Raw genomic sequence first — 23,945 nt, 5'->3', positions numbered from 1 at the left:
ATTATTTTTAATGTTAACCCTTTGGGTGAAATTATTTTTAACACATAGAAACAATAGATTTTAGTTTTAAAATAAAAAAAGGTTAAAGAAAAAACTAGTTTTCACACATAGCTATGTTTATTTAAAAAAGTGAAACGCCTTTTATGGACAAGAAAAACTATGTATCTATGTGTTAAAATTGAATTTTGTTGAATTTCGCTCAACAGGTTAATGTTAATGCAAATTAGTACAGGTTATTAGATAAAATTGACTGAAAGAAATTAAAATGTAGCGCAAAAAAAACAGACTGAATTTTATGGTCAAACATGGGAATTATGTAACGAATCTTATTTTGATTAGAATAGAAATGTTAATTTTTTAACTAAATTTGAAGGTTTGTGCGTAATAATGAAATTATAGGATCAGCTATATTTTGCGTACAGATTTTTCAAAACAGAAATACCCAAAATTTAATTCACCAGTATTACTCCTAAAAACGACATGGTATTAATTGTAGACGATATAAAGGCCAATATTATTGCCCTGAAAAAAACATTAGAACTGCATAACATCGATGTCGATACTGCCGAATCTGGTGAGGAAGCACTCAGGAAAATATTAAAGACAAATTATTGTCTTATTATAATGGATGTTCAGATGCCGGGACTTGACGGATTTGAGGTAGTCAAAATTCTTTCCGGAAACAAACGAACAAAAGATATTCCGGTGATATTTCTTTCGGCCTTAAATATTGAGAAAAAATATATTTTTAAAGGTTATGAAACCGGAGCGGTAGAATATATTACCAAGCCTGTTGATACCGATTTATTAATGCTGAAGGTAAAAACGTTTATCAAGATTTACGAGCAGCAAAATGAATTAAAAGGAATAAAAGATCTTCTCTCTAAAGAAATTAAAATTAGAAAAGAAGCGCAGGATAATCTTGAAATCAAAATTGCTGAAAGAACAAAGGAACTGGTTTTAAAAAATGAAGAATTAGAATTAAAAAACCACGAACTGCAGCAATTTGCCTGGGTGGTTTCGCATGATTTGAATGAACCTATCCGTAAAATTCAAATCTTTATAAAAATCATTAAAGAGTTGTATTTAACAACTGATGAGAAAGCAGTTGATTATGTGAACCGAACAATAAAATCGGCAGAAAGAATGCAGACTTTAATTACGGATCTTCTCGCATATTCCCGTTTGTCTGCGCAGGTAAAACCCGAAACGACAGATCTTAATGTTGTTTTGCAAGAAGTACTTTCGGATTTTGATTATCTAATTGATCGAAAAAATGCTACGGTCAGATCTACAGAATTGCCAACAATAGACAGTATTCCTAGCCAGCTGCGACAGGTTTTTCAAAATTTAATTGGAAATGCGATTAAGTTTTCGGGGCAAAACGGAGCTCCGCTTATAGAAATTACGTCTGAATTGATTGTCGATAAATCGTTTGACAGTCCGACTTCTCCCGATGGAAAATTTTGCAGGATTACAGTAAAAGACAACGGAATTGGATTTGATGAAATTTATCTGGACAGAATTTTTATCATTTTTCAAAGTCTAAACGATCGCCAGACCTACGAAGGAACGGGAATTGGGTTGGCCATTGCAAAAAAAATCATTGAAAAACATAACGGATTAATCACCGCCAAAAGCGAAGTAGGAAAAGGGGCAAGTTTTATAATTGTGCTGCCGCTTAAATACCAATAAAATATAAAGCATCTATATGAAGAATAATTTTAAAAGAAACCTTCTGATCAGTTCATTAGTGTCTTTGTTTGTACTTACAATAAGTTCTGTAGCTTCTTTTATCAGTATAAAAAGTTTGCTCAACAGTAATTTTTGGGTAAATCATACACAGGAAGTTATTTATAATCTAAACGAAGGTTCGTCGATTATTACCGAGGCGCAAACCAGTATGCGTGGTTACTTAATAACAGGCGATGAGCAATTTATAGAAAGATATAGAGATTCTGAAACCAGATCAAATAGCTATTTTGATAAATTGGATGAACTAACAACAGATAATCCTTCGCAACAAAAACAATTGAATGAATTGCGGGAAATGCGTTCTAATTTTTTCAAATATCTGAACAACCAGATTGTTAAAAAACGATTAAACAAAGAAAGCACCACCTTTGATCTTAACCAGGGCAGAGAGATGATGAATGCAATGCGTGAAGTGATTAAAAAAATTGAAACTACAGAACAAGGACTTTTGGCAGAGCGCAATGCTAATTCGGAACGCTACGGAAGTTATAGTCTGATATTAATAGTCATTGCCTTTTTTATTGCTTTTATTATTTCAATTGTATTCTTAATCCGTATTCTGAAAGATTATAACGAACGTTCTGCTCTACAACACGAACTAGAGAAAAAAGATCGGGAAACGGCTCAGAGAATAGAAGCGATTAGTACAATTGCCACCAATATATCAAACGGAAATTATGACATTCGCGTAGACGATACAAAAGCGGATGCACTTGGAAGTGTAGGAGAATCGCTGAACACAATGGGCGTAAATCTTAAAAGTTCTTTTGATTTATTGTCACAAAAAGAATGGCTTCAAACTGGGATTGCAGAATTGAATAATACGATGTTGGGGGACAAAACATTGCAAAAATTGTCTAAAGATATTATCGAGTTTTTGTGTAATTATACCAATAGCAGCGCCGGAGTTTTGTATGTTGTAGATGGTGATGATCTTGTGGCTGCCGGAGGATACAGTTATATACCCAGCAAAAACAGAGAACGCATTAAAAAAGGAGAAGGCTTAATTGGTCAGTCTATTACATCCAGAAAAATTTTGGAATTAAAGACCTTGTCGCCAGATGATATTCAGATTAATTATGCTTTGGGACAAATAAAACCAACGCATATTATTGCATTGCCTTTGTTGGATAATAAAATTGAAGGTGCGGTCGAACTGGCAAGTATTTATGGATTTTCAGAATTGCATTTAGAGTTTTTAACCGCTATTGCAAGTAATATTGGAATTGCCATTCGATCGACTCAAAACAGAAAACGAGTGATGGAATTACTCGAAGAAACCAAAGCACAATCTGAAGAACTTCAACTACAACATAGTGAACTCGAAGCAATCAATGCAGAATTAGAAGCTCAGACGGAAAAACTTCAGGCTTCAGAAGAGGAACTTAGAGTGCAGCAGGAAGAATTGGAACAAACCAACGAAGAGTTATCTGAAAGAAGTGTTTTATTGGAAGAAAAAAACAATGAAATTCAGAAAAAATCGGAAGCTTTGGAGTTGACAACCCGATATAAATCGGAGTTTTTGGCCAATATGTCACACGAATTAAGAACACCTTTAAATTCGATTCTGCTTTTAAGCCGATTATTATCTGAAAATAATAATCAGAGTATGAACAATGAAGAAATTGAATTTGCTAAAGTGATTCAGAGTTCAGGAAACAGTTTGTTAGGTTTAATTGATGAAATTCTGGATTTATCTAAAATTGAAGCCGGTAAAATGGAACTGGAATTTCTGGATGTTTCAACTAAAGAAATTACAGATACACTTTGGAATTTATTTAATCTGGTAGCCAAAGAGAAAGGAATTGAATTTGAAATTATTTCGAAAGAAGCGCCAATTGTCATTAAAACAGACAAGATGCGTTTGGAACAAATTCTGAAAAACCTGATTTCTAACGCGATTAAATTTACTGAGAAAGGAAAAGTTAGTCTTGAAATAAAAGTAAGTACAGATGATGATAAAATTATTTGTTTTATTGTAAAAGATACCGGAATCGGAATTCCGTTAGACAAACAACCACTTGTTTTCGAAGCCTTTCAGCAAGCCGATGGTTCAACCAAACGCAAATATGGCGGAACAGGTTTGGGATTGTCAATCAGCAGGGAATTAGCAAAGCTATTGCGAGGAGAAATAATTCTGCACAGTAAAGTTCAGGAAGGAAGTTCGTTTACTTTGTGTCTTCCTGTTTTTGGTGCTGCCTATCATAAAGTAAATGTTGAAAAAATACCGCCAACAGAATTTACAGAAATAGAACCTGAAGAAGAAAAATCTCCAGCAAAAAAATACATTAGTCCAATAATTCCCGATGAAGTAGACGACGACAGAGCCTCGATAAAAGATGGTGATAAAGTAATCCTGATTGTAGAAGATGATGTTAATTTTGCGAAATCACTATTGACTTTTGCACATAAAAAAGGATATAAAGGTGTTGTTGCGGTTCGTGGAGATCATGCATTAAACTTTACATTGCTTTATAAACCTGCTGGTGTTTTACTGGATATCGAACTACCTGTAAAAAGTGGTTGGGAAGTTCTGGAAGAGCTTAAAAACAACTCGCAAACCAAACATATTCCGGTTCATATTATGTCATCACATAAACTGAAACAGGAAAGTTTACTAAAAGGAGCAGTCGATTTCTTAGACAAACCTGTTGCATTTGAGAAAATTCCGGAGGTGTTTTTACGAATCGAACATATCATTAATAAAGAAGCTCAAAAGGTTTTAATTATAGAAGACAATCCGAAACATGCCAAAGCACTGGCTTTTTTCTTAGAGACTTACAATATTAATTCAGAAATAAAAAGTGAAGTTTCTGAAGGTTTGCAGGCTTTAAATAAAACAGAAGTAGATTGTGTAATTCTTGATATGGGAATTCCGGATAAGCAAGCTTATCAGATTCTGGATGGCGTTAAAAAGAATCCGGGATTAGAGAACTTGCCGGTAATTGTTTTTACCGGGAAGAGTTTATCGCTTAAAGAAGAAGTAAAAATTAAAAAGTATGCGGATTCGATTATTGTAAAAACGGCACATTCGTACCAAAGAATGCTCGATGAAGTTTCACTGTTTTTGCATTTGGTAGAAGATAAAAGTGAAGGAAAAGATAAAAAAGAAGGACATAAAAAGCTAAATTTACTAAACAATATTCTGCACGATAAAAAAGTACTGATTGTAGATGATGACGTTCGTAATATTTATTCGCTGACAAAGGCTTTAGAAGTTTTTAAAATGAATATTATTACTGCTTTTGACGGGAATGAAGCCATCAAGATTTTAAATGAAAATCCGGATACAGACGTTGTTTTACTCGATATGATGATGCCAAATATGGATGGTTATGAAACGGCAGAAAAAATACGTGCAAATCCGAAGTTCTTAAATCTGCCTTTAATTGCCGTAACAGCCAAAGCAATGACGGGTGACCGGGAAAAATGTATAAAAGCCGGAGCTTCCGATTATATCACAAAACCGGTAGATGTTGACCAGTTGTTGTCGCTATTGCGCGTATGGCTTTACGACAAGGTATAAAAAAAAAATAGATCTGACAGGTTTTCAGAACCTGTCAGGTCTGATAAAATATATAAAATGAGTAAAAAAAGACTTTTAATTATAGACGACGATTCCAGGAATATCTTTGCTTTAGAAAACACTTTACGCGCCAAATCGTTTGATTGTTTGTCTTGTATAAGTGCCGAAGAAGCTTTGAAATTATTAGAATCAGAAGAACAGATTGATGCTGTTTTAATTGATATGATGATGCCCGAAATGGATGGTTACGAAGCCATTCCGTTAATAAAAGCCATACCGTCACGAGAATCAACTTTTGTTGTTGCCGTAACGGCTCAGGCAATGACAGGAGATAAAGAAAAATGTTTAGAAGCCGGAGCAGATGATTATATCTCTAAGCCGGTGGATGTTGATAAGTTACTGCTTGTTTTAAGCAAAATTTAAATGCGTTATGATTGAGGATATTGAGCTCGAAACACTTATCAATGAGGTTTATGAATATTACGGTTTTGATTTTGGAAGTTATTCAAGAGCTTCATTAAAGAGACGTGTAAACAGAATTTTTCATCTGGATGGTTTTACACACTTTCATGACTTTCTTTCCAAAGTACGTTCAGATCCGGAATATTATAAAAGAATGGTCGACGAAATAACAGTTAATGTAACTGAAATGTTTCGTGATCCGGCATTTTATGCTATTCTAAGAAATGAAATTTTGCCTTTGTTGGGTACAAAACCTTTCATCAGATTATGGCACGCGGGATGTTCAACGGGCGAAGAAGTGTATTCTATGGCCATTATGCTCAAAGAAGCGGGCTTGCTTCATAAATCTTTAATCTATGCGACAGACATAAATGCGACCGTATTAGAAACGGCCAAAAAAGGCATTTTTCCGCTTAGAATGATGAAAGAGTATTCACAGAATTATCGTGATGCTGGTGGTCAGGAAGATTTTTCAAGTTATTATACAGCTAATTACGGAATCGCAAAATTTAATGAAGAGCTTGCGCAAAAAATGGTTTTCTCGCAGCACAACCTGGTTTCAGATACTTCCTTCAATGAATTTGATATGATTTTATGTCGAAATGTTTTGATTTATTTTGATAACGAACTTCAAAAAAGAGTTATAAATTTATTTGATGAAAGCCTGGCTGTTCTGGGTTTTCTGGCTTTAGGAACAAAAGAAACGATAAAATATTCTGTTGCTCCAAACAAGTACAAACAGTTGGATAAAAATAAAATATGGAGGAAATTAAAATAACAGCAGACTGTAAAGTAGTTATAATTGGCGGATCTGCGGGAAGTCTTAATGCTTTAATGCAAATTCTGCCTGAGATAGTGAAACTCAATAATTTTGCCCTTGTGATTGTTTTGCACAGAAAAAGCACAGACGACCAGACGCTTGAAGATTTGTTAGCGCTTAAGTCAAATGTAAAAGTAAAACCAGTAGAGGATAAGGTTCCGCTTTTGCCCGGTTTTATTTATGTTGCTCCGTCAAATTATCATTTATTATTCGAAAAAGAAGGCATTCTGGCATTAGATACATCAGAAAAAATAAACTATAGCAGACCAAGTATAGATGTTTCTTTTGAATCGGCGGCGGAAGTTTACGGGACTTCTCTCATCGGAATTTTATTATCAGGTTCAAATGCAGATGGTACAGACGGTTTAAAAGCGATTAAAGCTGCTGGCGGAAGTATTGTAGTTCAAAATCCACTTTCTGCCGAAATGCCTTTTATGCCCAACAATGCCATTTTGTATTCCAATCCTGATTTTATTTTAAATACACAGGAAATACTTCAATTCATTGTTGCAATAAACACGTAGTAACTCATTGGGTGAAATTACATTTAAAAATGCTCCTTTGAATAAAATAGCACGCGGATAAAACGGATTTACTTCGTAAAAACGCGGACAAAAACGGATTTTTTTTAAATTCTTTCTACAAATCCGTTTTTCTCCGCGTTTTCGTGATAACGAATCTGTCTAATCCGCGACAAAATTTCTAATATTTTAATTTCAGCCAACGGGTTAAAGTTATTTCCATAACCCCTGGTTTGAACTAGGGGATTTTACGAATTGTAAGTAAAACAGGCTTTAGTCAAATTAACGCATAATTTTGGCTAAAGCCACGTTTGTAATAGTTTCTTGTAGCTCCATCTAAAGATGGAGGGAATTGATTTATTCTGTTTCAAGTATATAAGAATAAATAATTTCACCCAACGGGTCATGTAGTACTTTATTTTTGAGGTTTTGGCGCTTCGTCTTCCGGTAAGATAACTTTATTAAGTTCGGCTTCTTTTTCCGCTTTTCTTTGTGCCGCTTTTCCTTTTCCAATAGGTATTCCCGCAGTAATATACCACGATCTGTTGTATTGGTTATTGGGTCCGTCGCCTTTCATTACCGTAACCAAACCGTAATAATACTGAACTGTAAAGTTAAGTCCGTTCCCCACATTTAAATGATAACCAAGACCTGCGGCAAGTCCCGCATCAATAACATGAATTTGATCTCTGATGTTTTTCTTGTAAATAATATCATCTTTATCAATTTCACTTTTAAACTCATCAAATGCTTTGGCTAATAAACCAAATTGTGGTCCGGCCTTTACATAAATATTGTTTTTGAACTGATATTTAATTAATATCGGAACATTAAAATAACGTATTTCGCGACTCACACTTCCGTTAGCATAAATGTTATCCAAACTTTCATCATTTAAAGAATAAACAGGAATTCCGTGCGCTCCCATAGGAGATTTTACAATTACCCCGGTATTAATCATCCATGCCGGATTTTTTCTGGATTTTAAATCAAAGTAAAAACCAAGATTAAAACCCGGATTAGTTCCTGAAGCATCCATATTGGTAATGGTAGAAAAATTAACTCCGCCTTCCAATCCAAATTCCAGAAACTCAGAATTTAATTTATCTCCAAAAATTAAGGAAATTAAAACCTGTGAGTGCGCCGTAGAAATGCAAAAGAAAGTGATAACTGCCAGTAAAACCTTTTTCATATAAGTAATGAATTAAAGTCCAAAACGATATTGTAAGCTTCCTAATACTTGAGTACGGCTCGCTAAGAAACCGCATTCTGCACGGAACATAAAGTGTTTATTAAATTGATACTGAGAACCAATAATAAAATTCCACATATCTTTTGGTCTTTTTTGAAGGGAGTATTGAACAGATGATGATCCTGCTGTACTCAAAGCCCCGTCAAGAGAAGTTAAGATATTTCCCGCACCTTCCAAAGCTCTGTTTGCGGTATTATGTTTGGCAACGTTTACAGGATTTTTTTGTTCTGCTGGTGTTAAATCTGCCCACCAGGCATCTACTTTTGTCTGATTCTCTGAGACTTTCGCTAAACCACTGTCAACTTTTGCCTGAGCATTATCCAAATTTATAAAATCAGAAAGCGGTAAATCACCATTGGTATCCCCTGCGATATGTACTCTAAAACCTCCAACCCATAAAGCAATATTTTCATCCGGTTTATTAAACTTAAAAGTCTTACCCAGTCTTGGTCCAAAAATATACGAGAAAGCAGGTTTGTCAAGAGAACTAATATCGGTCCAGGCCATATTCATATCCAGTGCAAGCCAGCCTCCGCCAATACCAATTGTTGGGGTCATACCTATACCAAATGTAGTTGCATCAAAATTGGCTCTGGTACTGAAAGTAGTAATTTCCGACCAGTTATTATCGGCATCGGGAATCCATATCCCGGCGTTTATTTTTGTAGAAGTATTGGCTTTTCCGAAAATTCCGTAAATATTTAAAAATGGCAGCAACCAGATATCCGGTCTTATAGTTAAGGCACTTGCTTCAACGGAGGATTTGTCGAAACGTACAATTTCATCCAGATTGTACATCGTTCCGTTATTGAAACCAACTTCCAGATTATTAATTACAATTTCAGATTCCTGCCAAAACCAGTTTACAGACAATCCCGCAGAGTAAGGTAATTTATACCCTTTTTGAGCTACTTTTTCTCCCCAGATAGGAAGAGCATATGGGTATTCTTCTGTTTTAAGACTATCCTTAAGTTGCTCATTGGCTTTACCAACAATTTTATTGGTGTAAACCTGTCCAAAAATTTGCATGCTAAATAATAATAAAAAGGCTGATATTAGTGTATTACATTTCATTGATGAGAGTGTTTTAATGTTAATTAATTAAACTGCGAAAAATAAATATGTACTAATGGTATTCTTATAGAAAATCTCTGCTTATCTTTTGTATTATAATGAAATAGGTTTTTTGCTTTTTAAATTTGGGTTGACTTAAAATGTTAATTATTGTTAAAGTTAACGAAATTTTCTTACCACGTATCATATTTTTTCAGAAAGTATATATTCAGTTAAAAAATATATTTGGAGCAGTATAATTTGATACTTATTTTTTTATCAAATTCAGCCTCAGTGTTATACAAATTAAAGCTTAACGATAAAATTTATTATAGCGAAAACCCAAAATAAACAAGGTATACTAATAGAATATTTATATAACTTTAACAATAGAATTGACACAATATGCTTAAATTTAAAGCATTAATTGATTTATAGTTTCTCAAAGAAGAAACTATAAATAACAAACCCAAAATGCCATAATGATACATCAAGATAAAGAAGTAAAGAACACAAAGATTAAAACAAAACCATCCTGTTGTTCTCATGATGAGCCGGAACATACAGATCATGACGGACACGATCACGATGGACATGATCACGAACACAATGTAGAAGGAGGCTGGTTTAAAATGTTTCTGCCTGCAATAATTTCCCTAATCTTACTTCTTATCGGGATTGGTTTTGATAACTATTTTCCTCAAAATTGGTTTACAGGGTATATTAGAACTGTCTGGTATGTAATTGCCTATCTTCCGGTTGGACTTCCGGTTTTGAAAGAAGCGTATGAAAGCATTGTAAAGGGAGATATTTTCTCTGAGTTTTTCCTGATGTGTATTGCAACAATTGGCGCATTTGCTATAGGTGAATTTCCTGAAGGAGTTGCCGTGATGTTGTTTTATACCATTGGAGAAACCTTTCAGGGAATGGCGGTTAACAGAGCAAAATCAAGTATTAAAAGTTTACTGGATCAGCGTCCGGATGAAGTCAGTATTCTGGAAAATAATGTAGCTGTAAAAATCAAAGCAAAAGAAGCTCAGATTGGAGCCATTATTCAGCTTAAAGCAGGTGAAAAACTAGGTTTGGATGGTGAATTGATATCAGATTCGGCTTCGTTTAATACCGCAGCTTTAACGGGTGAAAGTAAACCGGATACTAAAAAGAAAGGCGACACCGTTCTTGCCGGAATGATAAACGGGAACACAATCGCGTTGGTAAAAGTTACAACAGCTTATAATGATAGTAAATTGTCTAAAATTCTCGAATTGGTTCAGAATGCGACGACTAAAAAAGCACCGGCTGAATTATTCATTCGCAAATTTGCCAAAATTTATACCCCAATTGTAGTGTATCTGGCAATCGCAATTTGTATTCTTCCAATGCTTTTTGTAGACCATTATATTTTTAGTGACTGGTTGTATCGCGCATTAGTTTTTCTTGTTATTTCCTGTCCTTGTGCATTGGTGATCAGTATTCCGCTTGGGTATTTTGGCGGAATCGGAGCTGCAAGTAAAAACGGAATTCTGTTTAAAGGAAGTAATTTTCTGGATAGTATTTCGACCATTCAGAATGTTGTGGTAGACAAAACCGGAACCATGACCGAAGGTGTTTTTAAAGTTCAGGAAGTGGTTATTAAACCTGAATTTGATAAAGAGGAAATACTCAAACTGGTTAATGCCTTAGAAAGTCGCAGTACGCATCCGGTGGCAACCGCTATTCATAATTATGTTGGACAAATTGATCCTTCGGTTGAACTCATCGATATTGAAGAGATTTCAGGACACGGTTTAAAAGCTTCTTATAATGGTAAAAAACTATATGTCGGGAATTTTAAACTGCTGGATAAATTTGGTATAAAATACGATATTGATCCGGCGTCAATAGTTTACACGACAATAGCAATTGCTTTTGATGAAAAATTCGCAGGTTATCTTACTATTGCCGATGAAATAAAAGCAGATGCTCAGGAAACCGTTTCTAAACTAAAAGCATTAGGTGTAAAATTAACCATGCTAAGCGGTGATAAATCTAATGTTGTGCAATTTGTAGCCGATAAACTCGGAATCGCGACAGCATACGGAGATTTGCTTCCGGAAGATAAAGTCAACAAAGTAAACGAAATTAAAGCCAAAAATGAAACAATTGCCTTTGTTGGTGATGGTGTAAATGATGCGCCCGTAATCGCTTTAAGTACTGTGGGAATTGCGATGGGAGGTTTAGGAAGTGATGCCGCAATTGAAACTGCCGATATTGTAATTCAGGACGATAAACCGGGTAAAATTGCAATGGCAATCAATATAGGAAAACAGACCAAAAAGATTGTCTGGCAGAATATTACATTAGCGTTTGTGGTAAAAGCTTTTGTTTTGATTTTGGGTGCCGGCGGACTTGCTACGATGTGGGAAGCTGTTTTTGCCGATGTTGGCGTAGCTTTGTTAGCCATTTTGAATGCTGTAAGAATTCAGAAAATGAAATTTTAAATTCTCATTATAAAATAGTTAAAAGCCCAATTCAAATTTGATTTGGGCTTTTTTGTATTCTTTATTTAAGTTTTTCCAAATGCTTAGAAACCTGAATTTCGCCATTGCCAAAAGACCAGTTTTCCTGACCATTATTTTCGAGTAAAACAATGATTACATTGTTGATTGTAATTTCGGTTGAAGCGGCAATTTTCGCCGCAATTTGCTGATACAATTTTTTCTTTTGTTCCAAAGTTCTTCCTTGTCCGGCAGTAATTTGCACATATACAATTTCATCAGAATGAGAAACGCCTAAGTAACTTTTAGGATATTTTATCTGATGTGATTCCAGTTCTTCGATTACATGAAAATAATCATCAACAGGAATATTAAATTCTGCAATCAAAGCCTGATGAATGGCTTCTGAAATATTATTTTTAGTTTGCAGCGAAAGTTTTTTAGGCAAACTGATTCGGACAAATGGCATAGTGTGGAATTTTAATTTTGAATAAAAATAAGCAAACTTTAAAGGATAGAGAAAGCAATCCGGTTTTAAAATTTCAGCTCAATTATACTTTCATTATGCTCTAATATAATTTGCGTTGGATTGCTTTCAGATGGAATTTGCGTTGGATACCAGTTTCTATTTGGGCGAACCAGAATCAGCAAGCCTTCATCATCACCAATTGCAGCAAAAGCCTCACTATTATTGTTTTTAGAGAAGAAACTCAAATCATGCTCACTAATTAATTGATTTCCTAGTTCTAATGGGTTTTGAGTTACAATTCCGATTTCGCTAATATTTAAAATAGACTCAGCATTAAATTCTCCCACTTGTTCATTATTGAGGTCATGTCGGGCAATGAATTCTAATAAATTTCGGTTACTATCATAAAAGTAAACAGCATGTGCATTCCAGTTTTCAAAATTGGTAATTACATTTTGATCTTCAATAACAATTAAATCCACTTTATTTTTGCACCATTCTATGGCTTCTTCAAGCTGGTTTTCGGGAATATTAAAAGCAAAATGATAAATGGAATTAAATTGAGGATCTTCAACAAATTTTAAAATAGAAGTTCCCGCCTGTATCATGATAGAATTTTTGTCCTCTTCCAGAATGAAAAGGCCTAAAACATGTTGATAAAATGCCTTTGTTTTTTGAATATCGTTAGTCTTTATTTGAATCTGATCTATTTTCATAATCGTATATTTTATAAAAGAAAAGTTTCTTTTGAGTGATATTCAAATTTAAAAAATGACAGCCGTATTTTGACTAGCATACTATTTTTTACTTCGATGAAAGCATAGTAAATTGTGATGAAGTTTTAAAAAAAGACAGTTTTAAAAGACAGCCTTAAACGGTGGATGATTTGTTTCTTTGTTTTGCAATTGAGACGGTTTTCTAAATCGGGAACTGGATTCTAGTTTAAAGATAATGGAATGCTCTTTAAATTCTTCAACCGAAACATTTATCCATAGAGGAAAACGAACTCTGGGATGAGCAAGTAAATCAATAACGTCGTCTAGTTCTATAATTTTTTGAGGCATGTTGTAGTTATTGAATACAACCAATCTCATCAGGTCATCGTCTGAATTATGTTTCTTTGAAATTTCTTCATTTATTGTTACTATAAATCTAAAGAAAGTATCCGATTGTGTCTGAATTGGAATTAATTCGTCAATTGTTTTTAAGAGATTTTCTCTAAACAACTGCTTATCCATTTGATTCCATTTTTTGTTTACTTCCCAATCGGTCATTTCAAGTGATTTTATTCTCTCGTAAAGTTATTTATTTCAAAAATAAAAAAATCCGTTTCATTTAGAAGAAACGGACTTTGTATTTTAAAGCAGTATTAGGCCATATCGATTAATCCTCTTTTCAGGACATAATGATCATCGTTTTTTACCAGATAAAATTGAGCAGCAAATCCCGAAGGTTCTTCTAAATAAGTTACGCTTACATCAAAATATCTGTTATTCTCATTTTCATCTCCCCACATAAAATCATCTAAAATTCCTAAATTGCCTAGCCATTCTAAGTTATTCAGCCATTCTTTTCCTTCAAAAGATTCATCCTGTGCACTTTCATGAATAAGATAATGATCACGCCAAATTACATGAATAGATTCTTCCCAGTCATCATAAAGATGATCTACGCTATTTTTTGCATTGTCTAATTCTCCTTTTTTTAGATAAACAAAAAAGTCTTCAACTGCTTTTTGAGCTTCAAGTTCGGTTGGTTTTTCTTTCCAGGTTTTAAAGGTTGTCATAAAATCGTAGTTTAAATGAATGTTTTTGGGGTCTAAAGTTTTTTTTCTTTACATACAAATAAAGTAATTTTCTTTCAAAATGTACTATAGGTTTATTTTAATTTGTAAAATTTGCTGTTAAAAAAAGGCAATTTGATTTTGGTAAATAAAATAGCCCGTTCCATAAAGAAACGGGCTTAGCAGGTTTGTAGATTTTGGGGACAATTTACAAACCATTGCAACTAACATTATTTAGGCATTTCGGGTGCCATGATTCTTCTTGTAGGTGTACTTAAAGTTTCTATAAAAGCTAATAAATCACTTATTTCTTCCTTGTTTAAATTCAGTTTTTTAAGCATCGGATCTGATTTTGGAATTAAGGAATCCCGTGCTGTTCCCAGATATTTTTTCTGAACCGGAGACGGATTTCCTAAATTGTACAATTCGACAACATCCAGCAAACTTGGAAAATGCCCGTGGTGCATCCAGGGTTTTGTATTTACAACTTCGCGAAGTGTCGGCGTTCTGAATTTGCCAATATCTTTAACCTCTTTAGTAACATTATAACGTCCGAAATCTTCATTTTTTGTTCCGAATAAAGTCTGCCCGTCATTATGAAACTGATTATCGCTGAAATAAGGTGTATTATGACAATTGATGCATTGTGCTTTGGTTCTAAATAAATGCATTCCGCTGACTTGTGCGTCTGTAAAAGCATCTGATTTTCCGCTTACAAACTGATCAAATTTACTTTTCGGACTATTAATAGATCTTTCAAAAGTGGCAATTGCATACTGAATGCGTTCAAGCGTTACTTTTTTGTCTCCAAAAGCCGAAATAAACATAGCATTATAACCCTTAATTTTAGCAATTTTATCCACAGCAATCGTCAGTTTTTCATTCATTTCCAACGGATCTGCAACAGGAAATTGTGCCTGATCTTCCAGACTTTTTGCTCTTCCGTCCCAAAATAAAGAAGTTGCATAAGCCGAGTTTAAAATCGTCATTGAATTCCGTTTTCCGTTTTGACGGTCGTGACCAAAAGAACGCGTTAAATTATCTGTCCAGCCCAATTCCGGATTATGACAGGAAGCACAGGCAATCTGACCGCTTTTGGATAATCTCGGATCAAAAAACAACACTTTTCCAAGGCTTTCTTTTTCTGCTGAATACGGATTATAAGCCGGATAGGGAACAGCAGGAAGAACACCAATATCCTGAAATTTTGATTTATCGACGTTTTCATGCAATTCTGCAACAGGCCACTTCGAAGTATCTCCGCCAGAATAAAGTTTTCGTAATTCCTGAATATCTATATAATCAGGATTTTCTACGCTTTGATAAGCCGAAAGGCAAAGCAGAAAAAGGATTGGAAAGAGTAGTTTTTTCAATTTTTTGACTTTTGATTTTTGGTTTGTTTTGATTTGTTTCAAGTTTCAGGTTTCACGTTCAGCAGTAACTTGAAACTTGAAACATGAAACCTGAAACATGAAACTTGAAACATGAAACTTGAAACATGAAACTTGAAACATGAAACCTGAAACGTAAAACTTTTTTTAAAGTGCAACTTCCTTGGCACAAGGCTCATTGATTGGGCTTAATTTTGGATACGTTTTGTTGTTGTAAATTTTATATTGGGATGTGGCAGTTCCTCCAAATAATTCATCATTGGTTAATCTTAATTCAAAAGAGATTTCAAACAAACCAGTACTTATTTCTTTGTACGTTCCTTCACCGGAAATGGCAATAATATGACTGTTTTTTGTCGTGCTGGCAACTGTAATATATTGCGGAATCACCAATACTTTTCCGGCAGTTTTGCTGTTACCGTTGTCCGGGAAAAATTCTAATGCCGATGTAATATTAAAACCGGGAGAATTTGCTCCGGCCGTACTTTCATTCGTAAACCATCTTTTTAAATTAAAAGAATTAGTTGTTGAAGTTCCTGAGGCGACATTAAAACCAATTCTAAAAGCATCGTGGTAAATATCATCATTAGGATTTGTGGTGCCTTTGTCGCTGTACAAAATAGCATTTGGATTGTCTTTTGTAACGACAACCGGAAACGTAAAAGCATTAAAAGCCTGCCATGCACAAGTACCACTTTTATCAAACCAGTTTTCGCCATAAGTCAGATAAAATTGATTAGACAAATCGTAGAATTTTGATGCCGGATTTGCCAGAATATCTCTTGGTGATTTTATTGGTTTTACAATTTGCAAAATCGTATTTCCTGTTGCGGGATAATCTGTTGTATTGTTTAAAGCAATAGAGCTTTCATAATAAACATCATCATTCTGAATGTCTTCTAAAAGCGTTAAATGATACGTTATTGAACTTCGGTTATCGCCATAATCATCATGAGTCAGTGTATATTCAAATCCGTTCAGGAATTTAAACATAACAAGATTATCAATTTCTGAAGGGAAAAATCCGTTAGGGAAATTCACCTTAAAATCGATAATTTCACCTTTTGTTCCTTTGATATCAATTTTACTAATGGGAAAAGTATAATTGGTAGAAATAGTTCCCAAATCAATTCTGAATGTATCGTTTGGTGCCTCTGTATTTAAATTTCCGATATGAATATCAGGATCAGAAGCACTTTCCAGTTTTAACGTAATGCTTTGGTTTTCTTTCCATCTTTTATCAAATGAAACATAAATAGTATCATTTAATTTATTTGGCAGAAACGTCAGTTCCGTTTTTGGATTTAAGCTAAAACCATCGCTGGTTCCGTTTGTTGTAGCACTAAAATTGGCAGTAACCCCATTTTTTAATGTAAATGAAGTTAAAGCAACAGGCACTTTTAATGTTTTAACCGATTTGTTCTCAAAGCTGTTTTTGGGAATTAGATTAGCATTGACTGCAGGATATTCTAAAGGTATATTGTCGCTCTTGGTCATAAAATTGAATCTCAAAAACGGATCTGTTTTTTCTCCTCCTAATTTATAATCATCCTTTGAACAAGAGGCTAATAGCAGGATTGCAGCAAGACTTAATGTCGATATAAATTTAATACGATTCATTTTGCTTTAGGTTTGAGTTAAGATTGGTATTGTACAATGGAATTGGCAATATAAATTTTGGTGAAGGATAATTTAAACTGCAAACGCTGGAAATACAGCCGTCATTTCTCGTGATTCCTTTTTGATTTCGAACAAGATCAAAAAATAAATGACCTTCAAAACACAGTTCTTTTCTTCTTTCCAAAAGAATATCTTCTTTAATATTCGATGAATTAGTTAATAGAGAGGCATTGGCGCGCGCTCTTATGATATTTACATCTGCCATTGCAAGATCGGGTTTGTTGGTTTCGGCGGCAGCTTCGGCACGAATCAAATACAGTTCACTTAATCTAAAAGCGACATAACCCGGGTTGTCATGGTATTTTTTAGTAAAATTATAGGGCATTGGGACTTGATTTCCGGCAATTAAAGTAGAAAGCTGAAGCGGTAAGAATAGCTTTTTGCGTAAATCATTGGTTTCATAAAGATCCAGTAAATCATTTGATGCCACATATTTTCTGCCCGTATTTGTTATCGTATTTGCAGGTGGAGGAGAAGTAGTATAACCAAAATAGGCCGCGACAGAACTCGAAGTTGTACCTGTAGCATCTCGCGGAGTTGAAAATTCCAGTAAAATTTCAGAAACCGGTAAATCTGTTTTTTCCCATTGTGCGATCAAATCGGATGAATTCATTAATGTAACTCCTGAATTTGTAATAACATCATTTGCGGTATCATACGCATTTTGCCAGTCTTTTTTGTACAAATAAACACGGGCAAGCAAGGCTTTGGTATTATTGCTGTTAAAATAAGAATAAGCCGGACCTTCTAATCCTGAGTTAGTTCCGTAATTGTCTAATGCCGTTTTTAAATCTTTGATAATTAAAGAATACGTATTGGCAACAGTTTCTCTTGCCGGATATTTGACACCGCTTTTTATGGAGCTGGTAGTATAAACGATTCCCAAATGTGATGCATCTGGCGTATAGCTGTAATTCTGACTGAAAACCAATGATAACAAAAAGTGCGAATAAGCACGAATCGTCAAAGCTTCGGCGATAATCTGATTTTTTTCTACCTCAGTCGCATCAGTTAATTTTGGCACATATTCTAAAAGTAAATTCGCCTGATTGATATTGTCGTAATTCGTATCATAGAATGATTTAAACTCGCTGATATCAGATTGATCTTCAAAAGAATATACTTTTGCAAAAGCAGTTGGTATAACAATTTCTCCCTTGTTGGTACTTTCAAAAGGCGTAATTTTTAAATTTCCGCCCTGTAAGTCGGCATACGCAGCAAAACGTTCTCCTCTCACATTTTCTTCAACACTGGTATAAAGTCCTTTTAAAGCCGTTAAAATACCTTGTTTGTTCTGCAAAAGCTCATCGATAGAAGTTTGTGTTCCGGGTTCCTGTTCCAGAAAATCACTGCAGCTTTGTGCCGAAAAAATCAGGATTGCGATGGTTATATATTTTAAATATTTCATGGTCTTAAAATTTAGCGTTCATTCCGATCGAGATGGTTCTCGCTTGCGGATACGTATAATTAAACTCTCTGATTCCGTTCATTCCTTTCGGACTTTTTTCTTTGTACCAATACCAAACATTTGAAGCATCTGCAAAAACCGCCAGACTATCCAGGAAAGTGTTTTTTAAAGGAACATTGTAACTCAAATTGACGTTGCTGATTTTTAAGAAAGTAGCATCGTAAATATATTTGCTCAAATTGGCATTAATAGGAGAACTGCTTACAGATGACTGCGCAACCAAATCGCCAGGCTGTCTCCAGTGATCGTAGGCATTAACAGAAAGATTTCGGTTTAAAGTATTCGAATATTTATCAATAAGAACATCTTGTACCATAAAATCACCACCTATTTGAAATGCGCCTCTAATCGATAAAACGATGTTTTTATTGATCGTAAAATTGTTATTAAAACCTCCGTAAGCATCGGCTTGTTTATCGCCAATTGGCACCCAATCCGCATTTGTGTATAAAGATTTGTATGTTGCAGCGTCGTATATTTTACCGTCTTTTTCCAGTAAATCACGACCAGTTGCGGGATCAACGCCCACCCAGTTTATTCCCCAAAGGGTAGTGGTGCTGTATCCTACTTTTTGCGCTAGTGCCAAAGTTCCTACAGAATAATCACTTCCTAAACCTTTTAGCTCGGTTACTTTATTTTTTACGGTAGAAATATTAAAGGAAGTTGTCCATTTAAAATGGTCACTTTTTATCCATTTAATTCGGGTTGTAAACTCAAAACCTTTATTGTACATGCTTGATGCATTTAGTTGTACAGTAGAATAACCTGTTTCGGTTGGCACATCTCGTGTTGTGATAATATCACTTAAATCATCATAATAATATTCTAGTAATAATTCAACACGGTTAAAAATATTAAAATCTACACCAACATTAAATTTGGTATTCTTTTCCCAGCCTAAATGTTCGTTTGGCGCTTCGGTTGTAGAAGCTTCGCTGCCGCCGTTGTAGCCATTTTGTTTGATATTATACAATCCTTTAGATCGGTATGAACCAATTCGGGAATTTCCTGTAGTTCCGTAACTTACTTTAAACTTTAATAAATCAAGCCACGAAGCCGATTTTAAAAAGTTTTCGTTGCTTGTAATCCAGCTAAAACCTGCACCGCCATTATTGGCAACATCAGAATCATTACCAAAAACGGAACTTTGATCGCGTCTGTAATTGACTAAGAAATAATAGCGTTTTTTATAATTATAGTTGATTTGCGAAAACGCAGAAACCTTAGAATTATAACTGATATCGTGCGAATAATTTTGATTTGCTTTTGACTCATCGATTTCGGTGTCCGGATTATCATCTTTTAGCGCTTCAGAAACGTTATGAATCTGATTCGGATTTACAAATCCAGCTGCCGATGCATAATCAAAATTGGTTTTATCTTCAGAAAGTTCCATACCCAAAACTCCGTCAATCTCATGATTTTCATTCAATTGTTTTTCAAATAAAAGTTGTCCCTGCCAGTTCCATTTGGTAGAATTTCGCTGATTGATTAAACGGCGTCCCCATGCCGGATACGTAATTTGGTCCAAAACAAAACTTCCGTTAAACTGACCACTTTCATTTTCGCCCGAAAAATAACGATCCTGTTCTTTATCAGTATAATCTAATCCAAAAAGAGTCGAGAATTTCAAACCTTTTGCAATCTGATAACCAACGCTCAAACTTCCTAAAATACCATACGTTTGGGTTTCATTTTTATTTTGAGCAATAGCAGCAAACGGATTTCCGCCGCTTATTCCTGTTAAGCCAATTTTAGAGTAGCTTCCGTCAGCGTTATAAGGTGAAATCGTTGGCAGGTAAGCAAAATTGTAAAAAATATTTGGTGCATCTTTTTCAATATAACTTGGATTCAGCATTAAGTTAACATCCCATTTACCGGAGCGATAGCCTAAATTTAGTCCAAGATTTAATTGTTTGGTGTTATTACCAATCTGAGGCTCATCAATCTTTAAATAGTTGATATTACTGCGATAGGAAAATTTTGAAGTTGAACCGGAAACACTCAAATTGTATTTATTAAAATATCCGGCATTATTTAGTAAATCAAACCAATCTGTGTTAACGCCATTGTACGGAACAGCAACAAATCCGGCAGTTGTGCTTTTTTGAAATTCATTTCTGATTTCATTGTACTGCTCGCCGTTTAAATATCTAATCTGATTAATAGCAGATGAAATACCGGATTGATTAGAAAATCCAAATTGTGTTTTCCCTTTTTTTCCTTTTTTTGTTGTAATCAAAATAACACCATTTGCACCATCGGCACCGTAAATACCAACGGCTGCAGCATCTTTTAAAACTGTAAATGATTCAATATTTTCGGGTGCAATTTTCATTAACGGATTAGAAAAGTTTTCAGAGGAATCTCCATTTCCGTCAAAAAAATCGTTGTCAATTCCCATTTCCTCGCTCATCACCAAACCATCAATAATGATAAGTGGCTGACTTGAAGTTCCTGTTTTTGCGTTTGATAATGAAGAAAGTGTACCTTGTCCGCGAATATTAATTTTAACCGGAGTACCAACTCCTGAAACATTTTCGACCAAAACTCCGGCAATTTGACCTTCAACCATTTTATCAATACTTTCTGAGGCTTGTTCTACGGCAATATCTTTGGCGTTTAAAGTAGAAATACTTCCAACGATTTCTTCTTTTAGTTTTTTAGTTCCGTAAGAGGACGTAATAATAACAGGATTAAGCTCGTCTGTCGTTTCTTCCAGATAGAATGTAAATTCTTTTTTAAGATCTGCTTTTTGAGATTGACTCTGCATTCCCATAAATCCAGCTTCCAGAACAAGATTTTGGATATTATTTCCGGTTAACTGGTAAGCAAATTTTCCGTTAAAATCGGTTACAGCGCCCATTCCGGTGCCTTTTATGCGAATTGTTGCTCCGGGAAGTGGTAATTTGTCTTTTGCATTATAAACAGTTCCGGTAATAAATCTTTCCGTTTCCGGAGTTGTTACGCCCGATGTTGGAGCCGGAGCCGAATAGGTTAACAAAACCTGCTTTTTCTGAATATAATAAGATATGTTTTTGTCTTTTAATAACTGTTTTAAAGTCGTTTCCAGAGTTGCATTATTCACATCCAGATCGGCTAATTGTTCGGTGTCTATTTTTTTAGCATTATAAATAATTCTAAAATCAGTTTGCTCTTCAATCGATTTGATAATTAGGCTTATAGGTTTATTCTTGGCATGTATGGTAATTAATTTATTCTGAGAAAATCCTTTAAAACCTGATATGAGTAGGGCTAAGAAAAACAGAATTTTTCTTAAAACGGGTTGTATCGTAAATGTCATGTTTGTTTATTTATCGAGGATTGGTAATGGTAATGGTTTTTTGTTTAATTGAATAATTAAATGGCGTGTCACGTTTTAGAAGGTCTAAAATGTTTTCGACACTAGACTCACTGATTTTTATCGTACCGGTAAAATTCTGTCTGGCCAAATCAGAATTTTCGTTGATAATTTCAACATCATAAGTACGCTGAATAATTTTAGCGATGGTAGAAAACGGAGTGTCTTTAAAAGCAAGTTCGCCTTTTGTCCAGGCAGCATAAAAGGCAGGATCAACTTCTTTTATAACAATCTTTTTGGTGTTATTTTGCCAGGTTGCCATTTGATTTGGTTGAAGCAAAATAGCATTTTCGGGTTTTGCGGCTTCAGACATTTGTACGCTTCCTTCAATTAATGTACTGTTAACTGTAGGGTTTTCAGGATAAGCACTCACATTAAACTTAGTCCCGAGAACTTCAATATCTGTCTGATTGGCGTGAACAATAAACGGATGCATTTTATCTTTGGCAACTTCAAAAAAAGCTTCACCGGTTAAATAGACATTTCTGTTTCCGTTAATACCAAACTGCTCCGGATAACGAAGTGTAGTTCCTGAGTTTAAACTCACAGCAGTACCATCTGAAAGTTGAAGCTTGAAACGTTTTCCGTAAGGAACCGTAAGTGTATTATAAATGACTTCTTCATCCTGAACTTTACCAAAGTATATAATTTGGTTGGACAGTTTTTTAGCCACCAGATTGCCTTTGTCATTTAACAAAGCCGTCTGATTTTTTCCTGAAATATATTCTAAACGGCCGTCGCCCAATTCCAGAACAATTTCTTTTGAAGATTCAGATTGGTTATTAAATAACAAAAGAGTTGTTCCTAAACCTAAAAGCACTAAAAATACAGCAGCGTATTGCAAATACTTTCTGATTTTGTTTTTAGATTTTATCTGGATAACCGGAACGACATCAATTGATAAATTGGAAGTAAGTGAGGTTAAAACCCAGGCTTTCTTGGCATTTATAAATTGTCTTTTGTTTTCTTCTGAGGCTTCAATCCATTCAAAAAGTGCCTGAACTTCTTGTTCTGAAGCTTCATTAGAAAGGTATTTATTTAATATTTCCGATGTCATAATTGCGTTTTAAAACGTATCGCTATAGTAAGTACACTTCAGAATTAAAATACCCTACCTTTTGTTTTTAATTATTATAAATAAGGATAAAAATCAGGAATAAATAATCGGATAATTTAGTTTTTAAAATCTTCAAAGCCTTTGTCATATGGGCTTCAACAGCTTTTAAGGTAACACCCATTTCTTCTGCTATTTCGGTATTTTTTTTATTCTCAAAGCGTTTTTTTATAAAAACTTCTCTGGTTTTTGGTGGTAAATCACTAATAGATTCCTGAATTATACGTTCTAATTCGGTCAATTCTAAAGTGTCGAATTGTATCGAATTTAAAACTTCGATATTCAGTTCTTTTTCTTTTTGGTTTAAAAGGTCGTTTTTGAATTTATCCTTTACTTTATTATGGCGAATTAAATTCAGACATTTTGATTTGGCATACGTAAACAAGAAAGCCTGAATTCCGTTGATAGATGCTACACTTTCTCTGTTTTGCCATAAATGCAGTAAAGCTTCCTGAGCAAGATTTTCGGCTTCGTCCTGATCGTTTACAAACTGAAAGCTGAAAGATTGTATTCTCCTGAAATATTGATCGTAGAAAAATTTAAATGCAGTTTCGTCGCCTTCCTTAAAGGAGAGGAAAAGGTCTAATTCGAAACTGGTATTATTGGACATTAAATAAAATTTACTTTGGAAAAGCAATATTAAGTAAAATTTAAAAACTACTAGAATTTGCTCAGAAAGCGGCAAATATAAAAGTTTATTTATATTAATTCTAAATAAAATTCAAATAAAGACAGATTACATAAAATTTATTCAGAATTGGATGATTTAACCGCAAAGAGCGCAAGGTTTTTTTGATATACCAGACTTTATAT

General features: G+C 34.4%; 18 protein-coding genes. 6 read left to right on the top strand and 12 right to left on the bottom strand.

Annotated elements, in window-relative coordinates; all coding sequences use genetic code 11:
• The first annotated feature begins 480 nt into the window (after positions 1-480).
• From KHA98_RS09550 to KHA98_RS09530, 5 genes are read left to right on the top strand one after another with little or no spacing between them, the layout of a single operon-like run.
• A complete protein-coding gene (locus KHA98_RS09550) occupies positions 481-1,695 on the top strand; it encodes a hybrid sensor histidine kinase/response regulator (protein WP_213257583.1) in 1,215 nt (404 codons plus the stop codon).
• A gap of 16 nt (positions 1,696-1,711) precedes the next feature.
• Entirely contained in the window at positions 1,712-5,281 is a 3,570-nt protein-coding gene (locus KHA98_RS09545) for a response regulator (RefSeq protein WP_213257581.1), read from the top strand.
• Between the two features lie 57 nt (positions 5,282-5,338).
• Positions 5,339-5,704 carry a response regulator gene (locus KHA98_RS09540; protein WP_213257579.1) on the top strand — a complete coding sequence of 122 codons (366 nt, stop codon included), beginning with the start codon at positions 5,339-5,341 and terminating at the stop codon, positions 5,702-5,704.
• 7 nt (positions 5,705-5,711) lie between these two features.
• Positions 5,712-6,521 carry a CheR family methyltransferase gene (locus KHA98_RS09535; protein ID WP_213257577.1) on the top strand — a complete coding sequence of 270 codons (810 nt, stop codon included), beginning with the start codon at positions 5,712-5,714 and terminating at the stop codon, positions 6,519-6,521.
• Positions 6,503-7,087, top strand: coding sequence for a chemotaxis protein CheB (locus KHA98_RS09530; protein ID WP_213257575.1), 585 nt, complete (start codon positions 6,503-6,505; stop codon positions 7,085-7,087). The genes KHA98_RS09535 and KHA98_RS09530 overlap by 19 nt, the downstream gene beginning before the upstream one ends.
• Positions 7,088-7,499: 412 nt before the next feature.
• Here KHA98_RS09530 and KHA98_RS09525 read toward each other — a convergent pair whose 3' ends face one another.
• Both KHA98_RS09525 and KHA98_RS09520 read right to left on the bottom strand, forming a co-directional pair.
• Positions 7,500-8,276 carry a porin family protein gene (locus KHA98_RS09525; RefSeq protein ID WP_213257574.1) on the bottom strand — a complete coding sequence of 259 codons (777 nt, stop codon included), beginning with the start codon at positions 8,274-8,276 and terminating at the stop codon, positions 7,500-7,502.
• Positions 8,277-8,288: 12 nt separating this feature from the next.
• Positions 8,289-9,410 (bottom strand): hypothetical protein, encoded by a 1,122-nt coding sequence (locus KHA98_RS09520; protein ID WP_213257572.1) that lies wholly within the window; start codon positions 9,408-9,410, stop codon positions 8,289-8,291.
• Between the two features lie 461 nt (positions 9,411-9,871).
• Between KHA98_RS09520 and KHA98_RS09515 the strand changes: the two genes are divergently transcribed.
• Positions 9,872-11,869, top strand: a complete 1,998-nt coding sequence (locus KHA98_RS09515) for a heavy metal translocating P-type ATPase (RefSeq protein ID WP_213257570.1) — start codon at positions 9,872-9,874, stop codon at positions 11,867-11,869.
• A 61-nt stretch (positions 11,870-11,930) separates the two neighbouring features.
• Here the strand turns inward: KHA98_RS09515 and KHA98_RS09510 are convergent, their stop codons facing one another.
• The 10 genes from KHA98_RS09510 to KHA98_RS09465 form a co-directional block, all read right to left on the bottom strand.
• Entirely contained in the window at positions 11,931-12,335 is a 405-nt protein-coding gene (locus KHA98_RS09510; protein ID WP_213257568.1) for a tautomerase family protein, read from the bottom strand.
• 65 nt (positions 12,336-12,400) lie between these two features.
• A complete protein-coding gene (locus KHA98_RS09505) occupies positions 12,401-13,051 on the bottom strand; it encodes a VOC family protein (RefSeq protein WP_213257566.1) in 651 nt (216 codons plus the stop codon).
• Between the two features lie 141 nt (positions 13,052-13,192).
• Positions 13,193-13,609 carry a hypothetical protein gene (locus tag KHA98_RS09500; RefSeq protein WP_213257564.1) on the bottom strand — a complete coding sequence of 139 codons (417 nt, stop codon included), beginning with the start codon at positions 13,607-13,609 and terminating at the stop codon, positions 13,193-13,195.
• A 95-nt stretch (positions 13,610-13,704) separates the two neighbouring features.
• Positions 13,705-14,121 (bottom strand): hypothetical protein, encoded by a 417-nt coding sequence (locus tag KHA98_RS09495; protein WP_213257562.1) that lies wholly within the window; start codon positions 14,119-14,121, stop codon positions 13,705-13,707.
• A 227-nt stretch (positions 14,122-14,348) separates the two neighbouring features.
• Positions 14,349-15,491 (bottom strand): cytochrome-c peroxidase, encoded by a 1,143-nt coding sequence (locus KHA98_RS09490; RefSeq protein ID WP_246522258.1) that lies wholly within the window; start codon positions 15,489-15,491, stop codon positions 14,349-14,351.
• Between the two features lie 165 nt (positions 15,492-15,656).
• Positions 15,657-17,129 (bottom strand): hypothetical protein, encoded by a 1,473-nt coding sequence (locus tag KHA98_RS09485; protein WP_213257560.1) that lies wholly within the window; start codon positions 17,127-17,129, stop codon positions 15,657-15,659.
• Complete coding sequence (locus KHA98_RS09480; protein WP_213257559.1) at positions 17,116-18,597, bottom strand: RagB/SusD family nutrient uptake outer membrane protein; 1,482 nt, start codon at positions 18,595-18,597, stop codon at positions 17,116-17,118. Before KHA98_RS09480 ends, KHA98_RS09485 begins: the two co-directional genes overlap by 14 nt.
• A gap of 4 nt (positions 18,598-18,601) precedes the next feature.
• Positions 18,602-21,961 carry a SusC/RagA family TonB-linked outer membrane protein gene (locus KHA98_RS09475; protein ID WP_213257557.1) on the bottom strand — a complete coding sequence of 1,120 codons (3,360 nt, stop codon included), beginning with the start codon at positions 21,959-21,961 and terminating at the stop codon, positions 18,602-18,604.
• A gap of 10 nt (positions 21,962-21,971) precedes the next feature.
• Positions 21,972-23,075, bottom strand: a complete 1,104-nt coding sequence (locus KHA98_RS09470) for a FecR family protein (protein WP_213257555.1) — start codon at positions 23,073-23,075, stop codon at positions 21,972-21,974.
• A gap of 67 nt (positions 23,076-23,142) precedes the next feature.
• Positions 23,143-23,742 carry an RNA polymerase sigma-70 factor gene (locus KHA98_RS09465; RefSeq protein WP_213257553.1) on the bottom strand — a complete coding sequence of 200 codons (600 nt, stop codon included), beginning with the start codon at positions 23,740-23,742 and terminating at the stop codon, positions 23,143-23,145.
• Positions 23,743-23,945: the final 203 nt, after the last annotated feature.

Source organism: Flavobacterium branchiicola (assembly GCF_018383905.1).
In the GTDB taxonomy this organism is placed as follows: Bacteria; Bacteroidota; Bacteroidia; order Flavobacteriales; family Flavobacteriaceae; genus Flavobacterium; species Flavobacterium branchiicola.
This window is presented reverse-complemented; position numbering and strand designations above follow the sequence as displayed.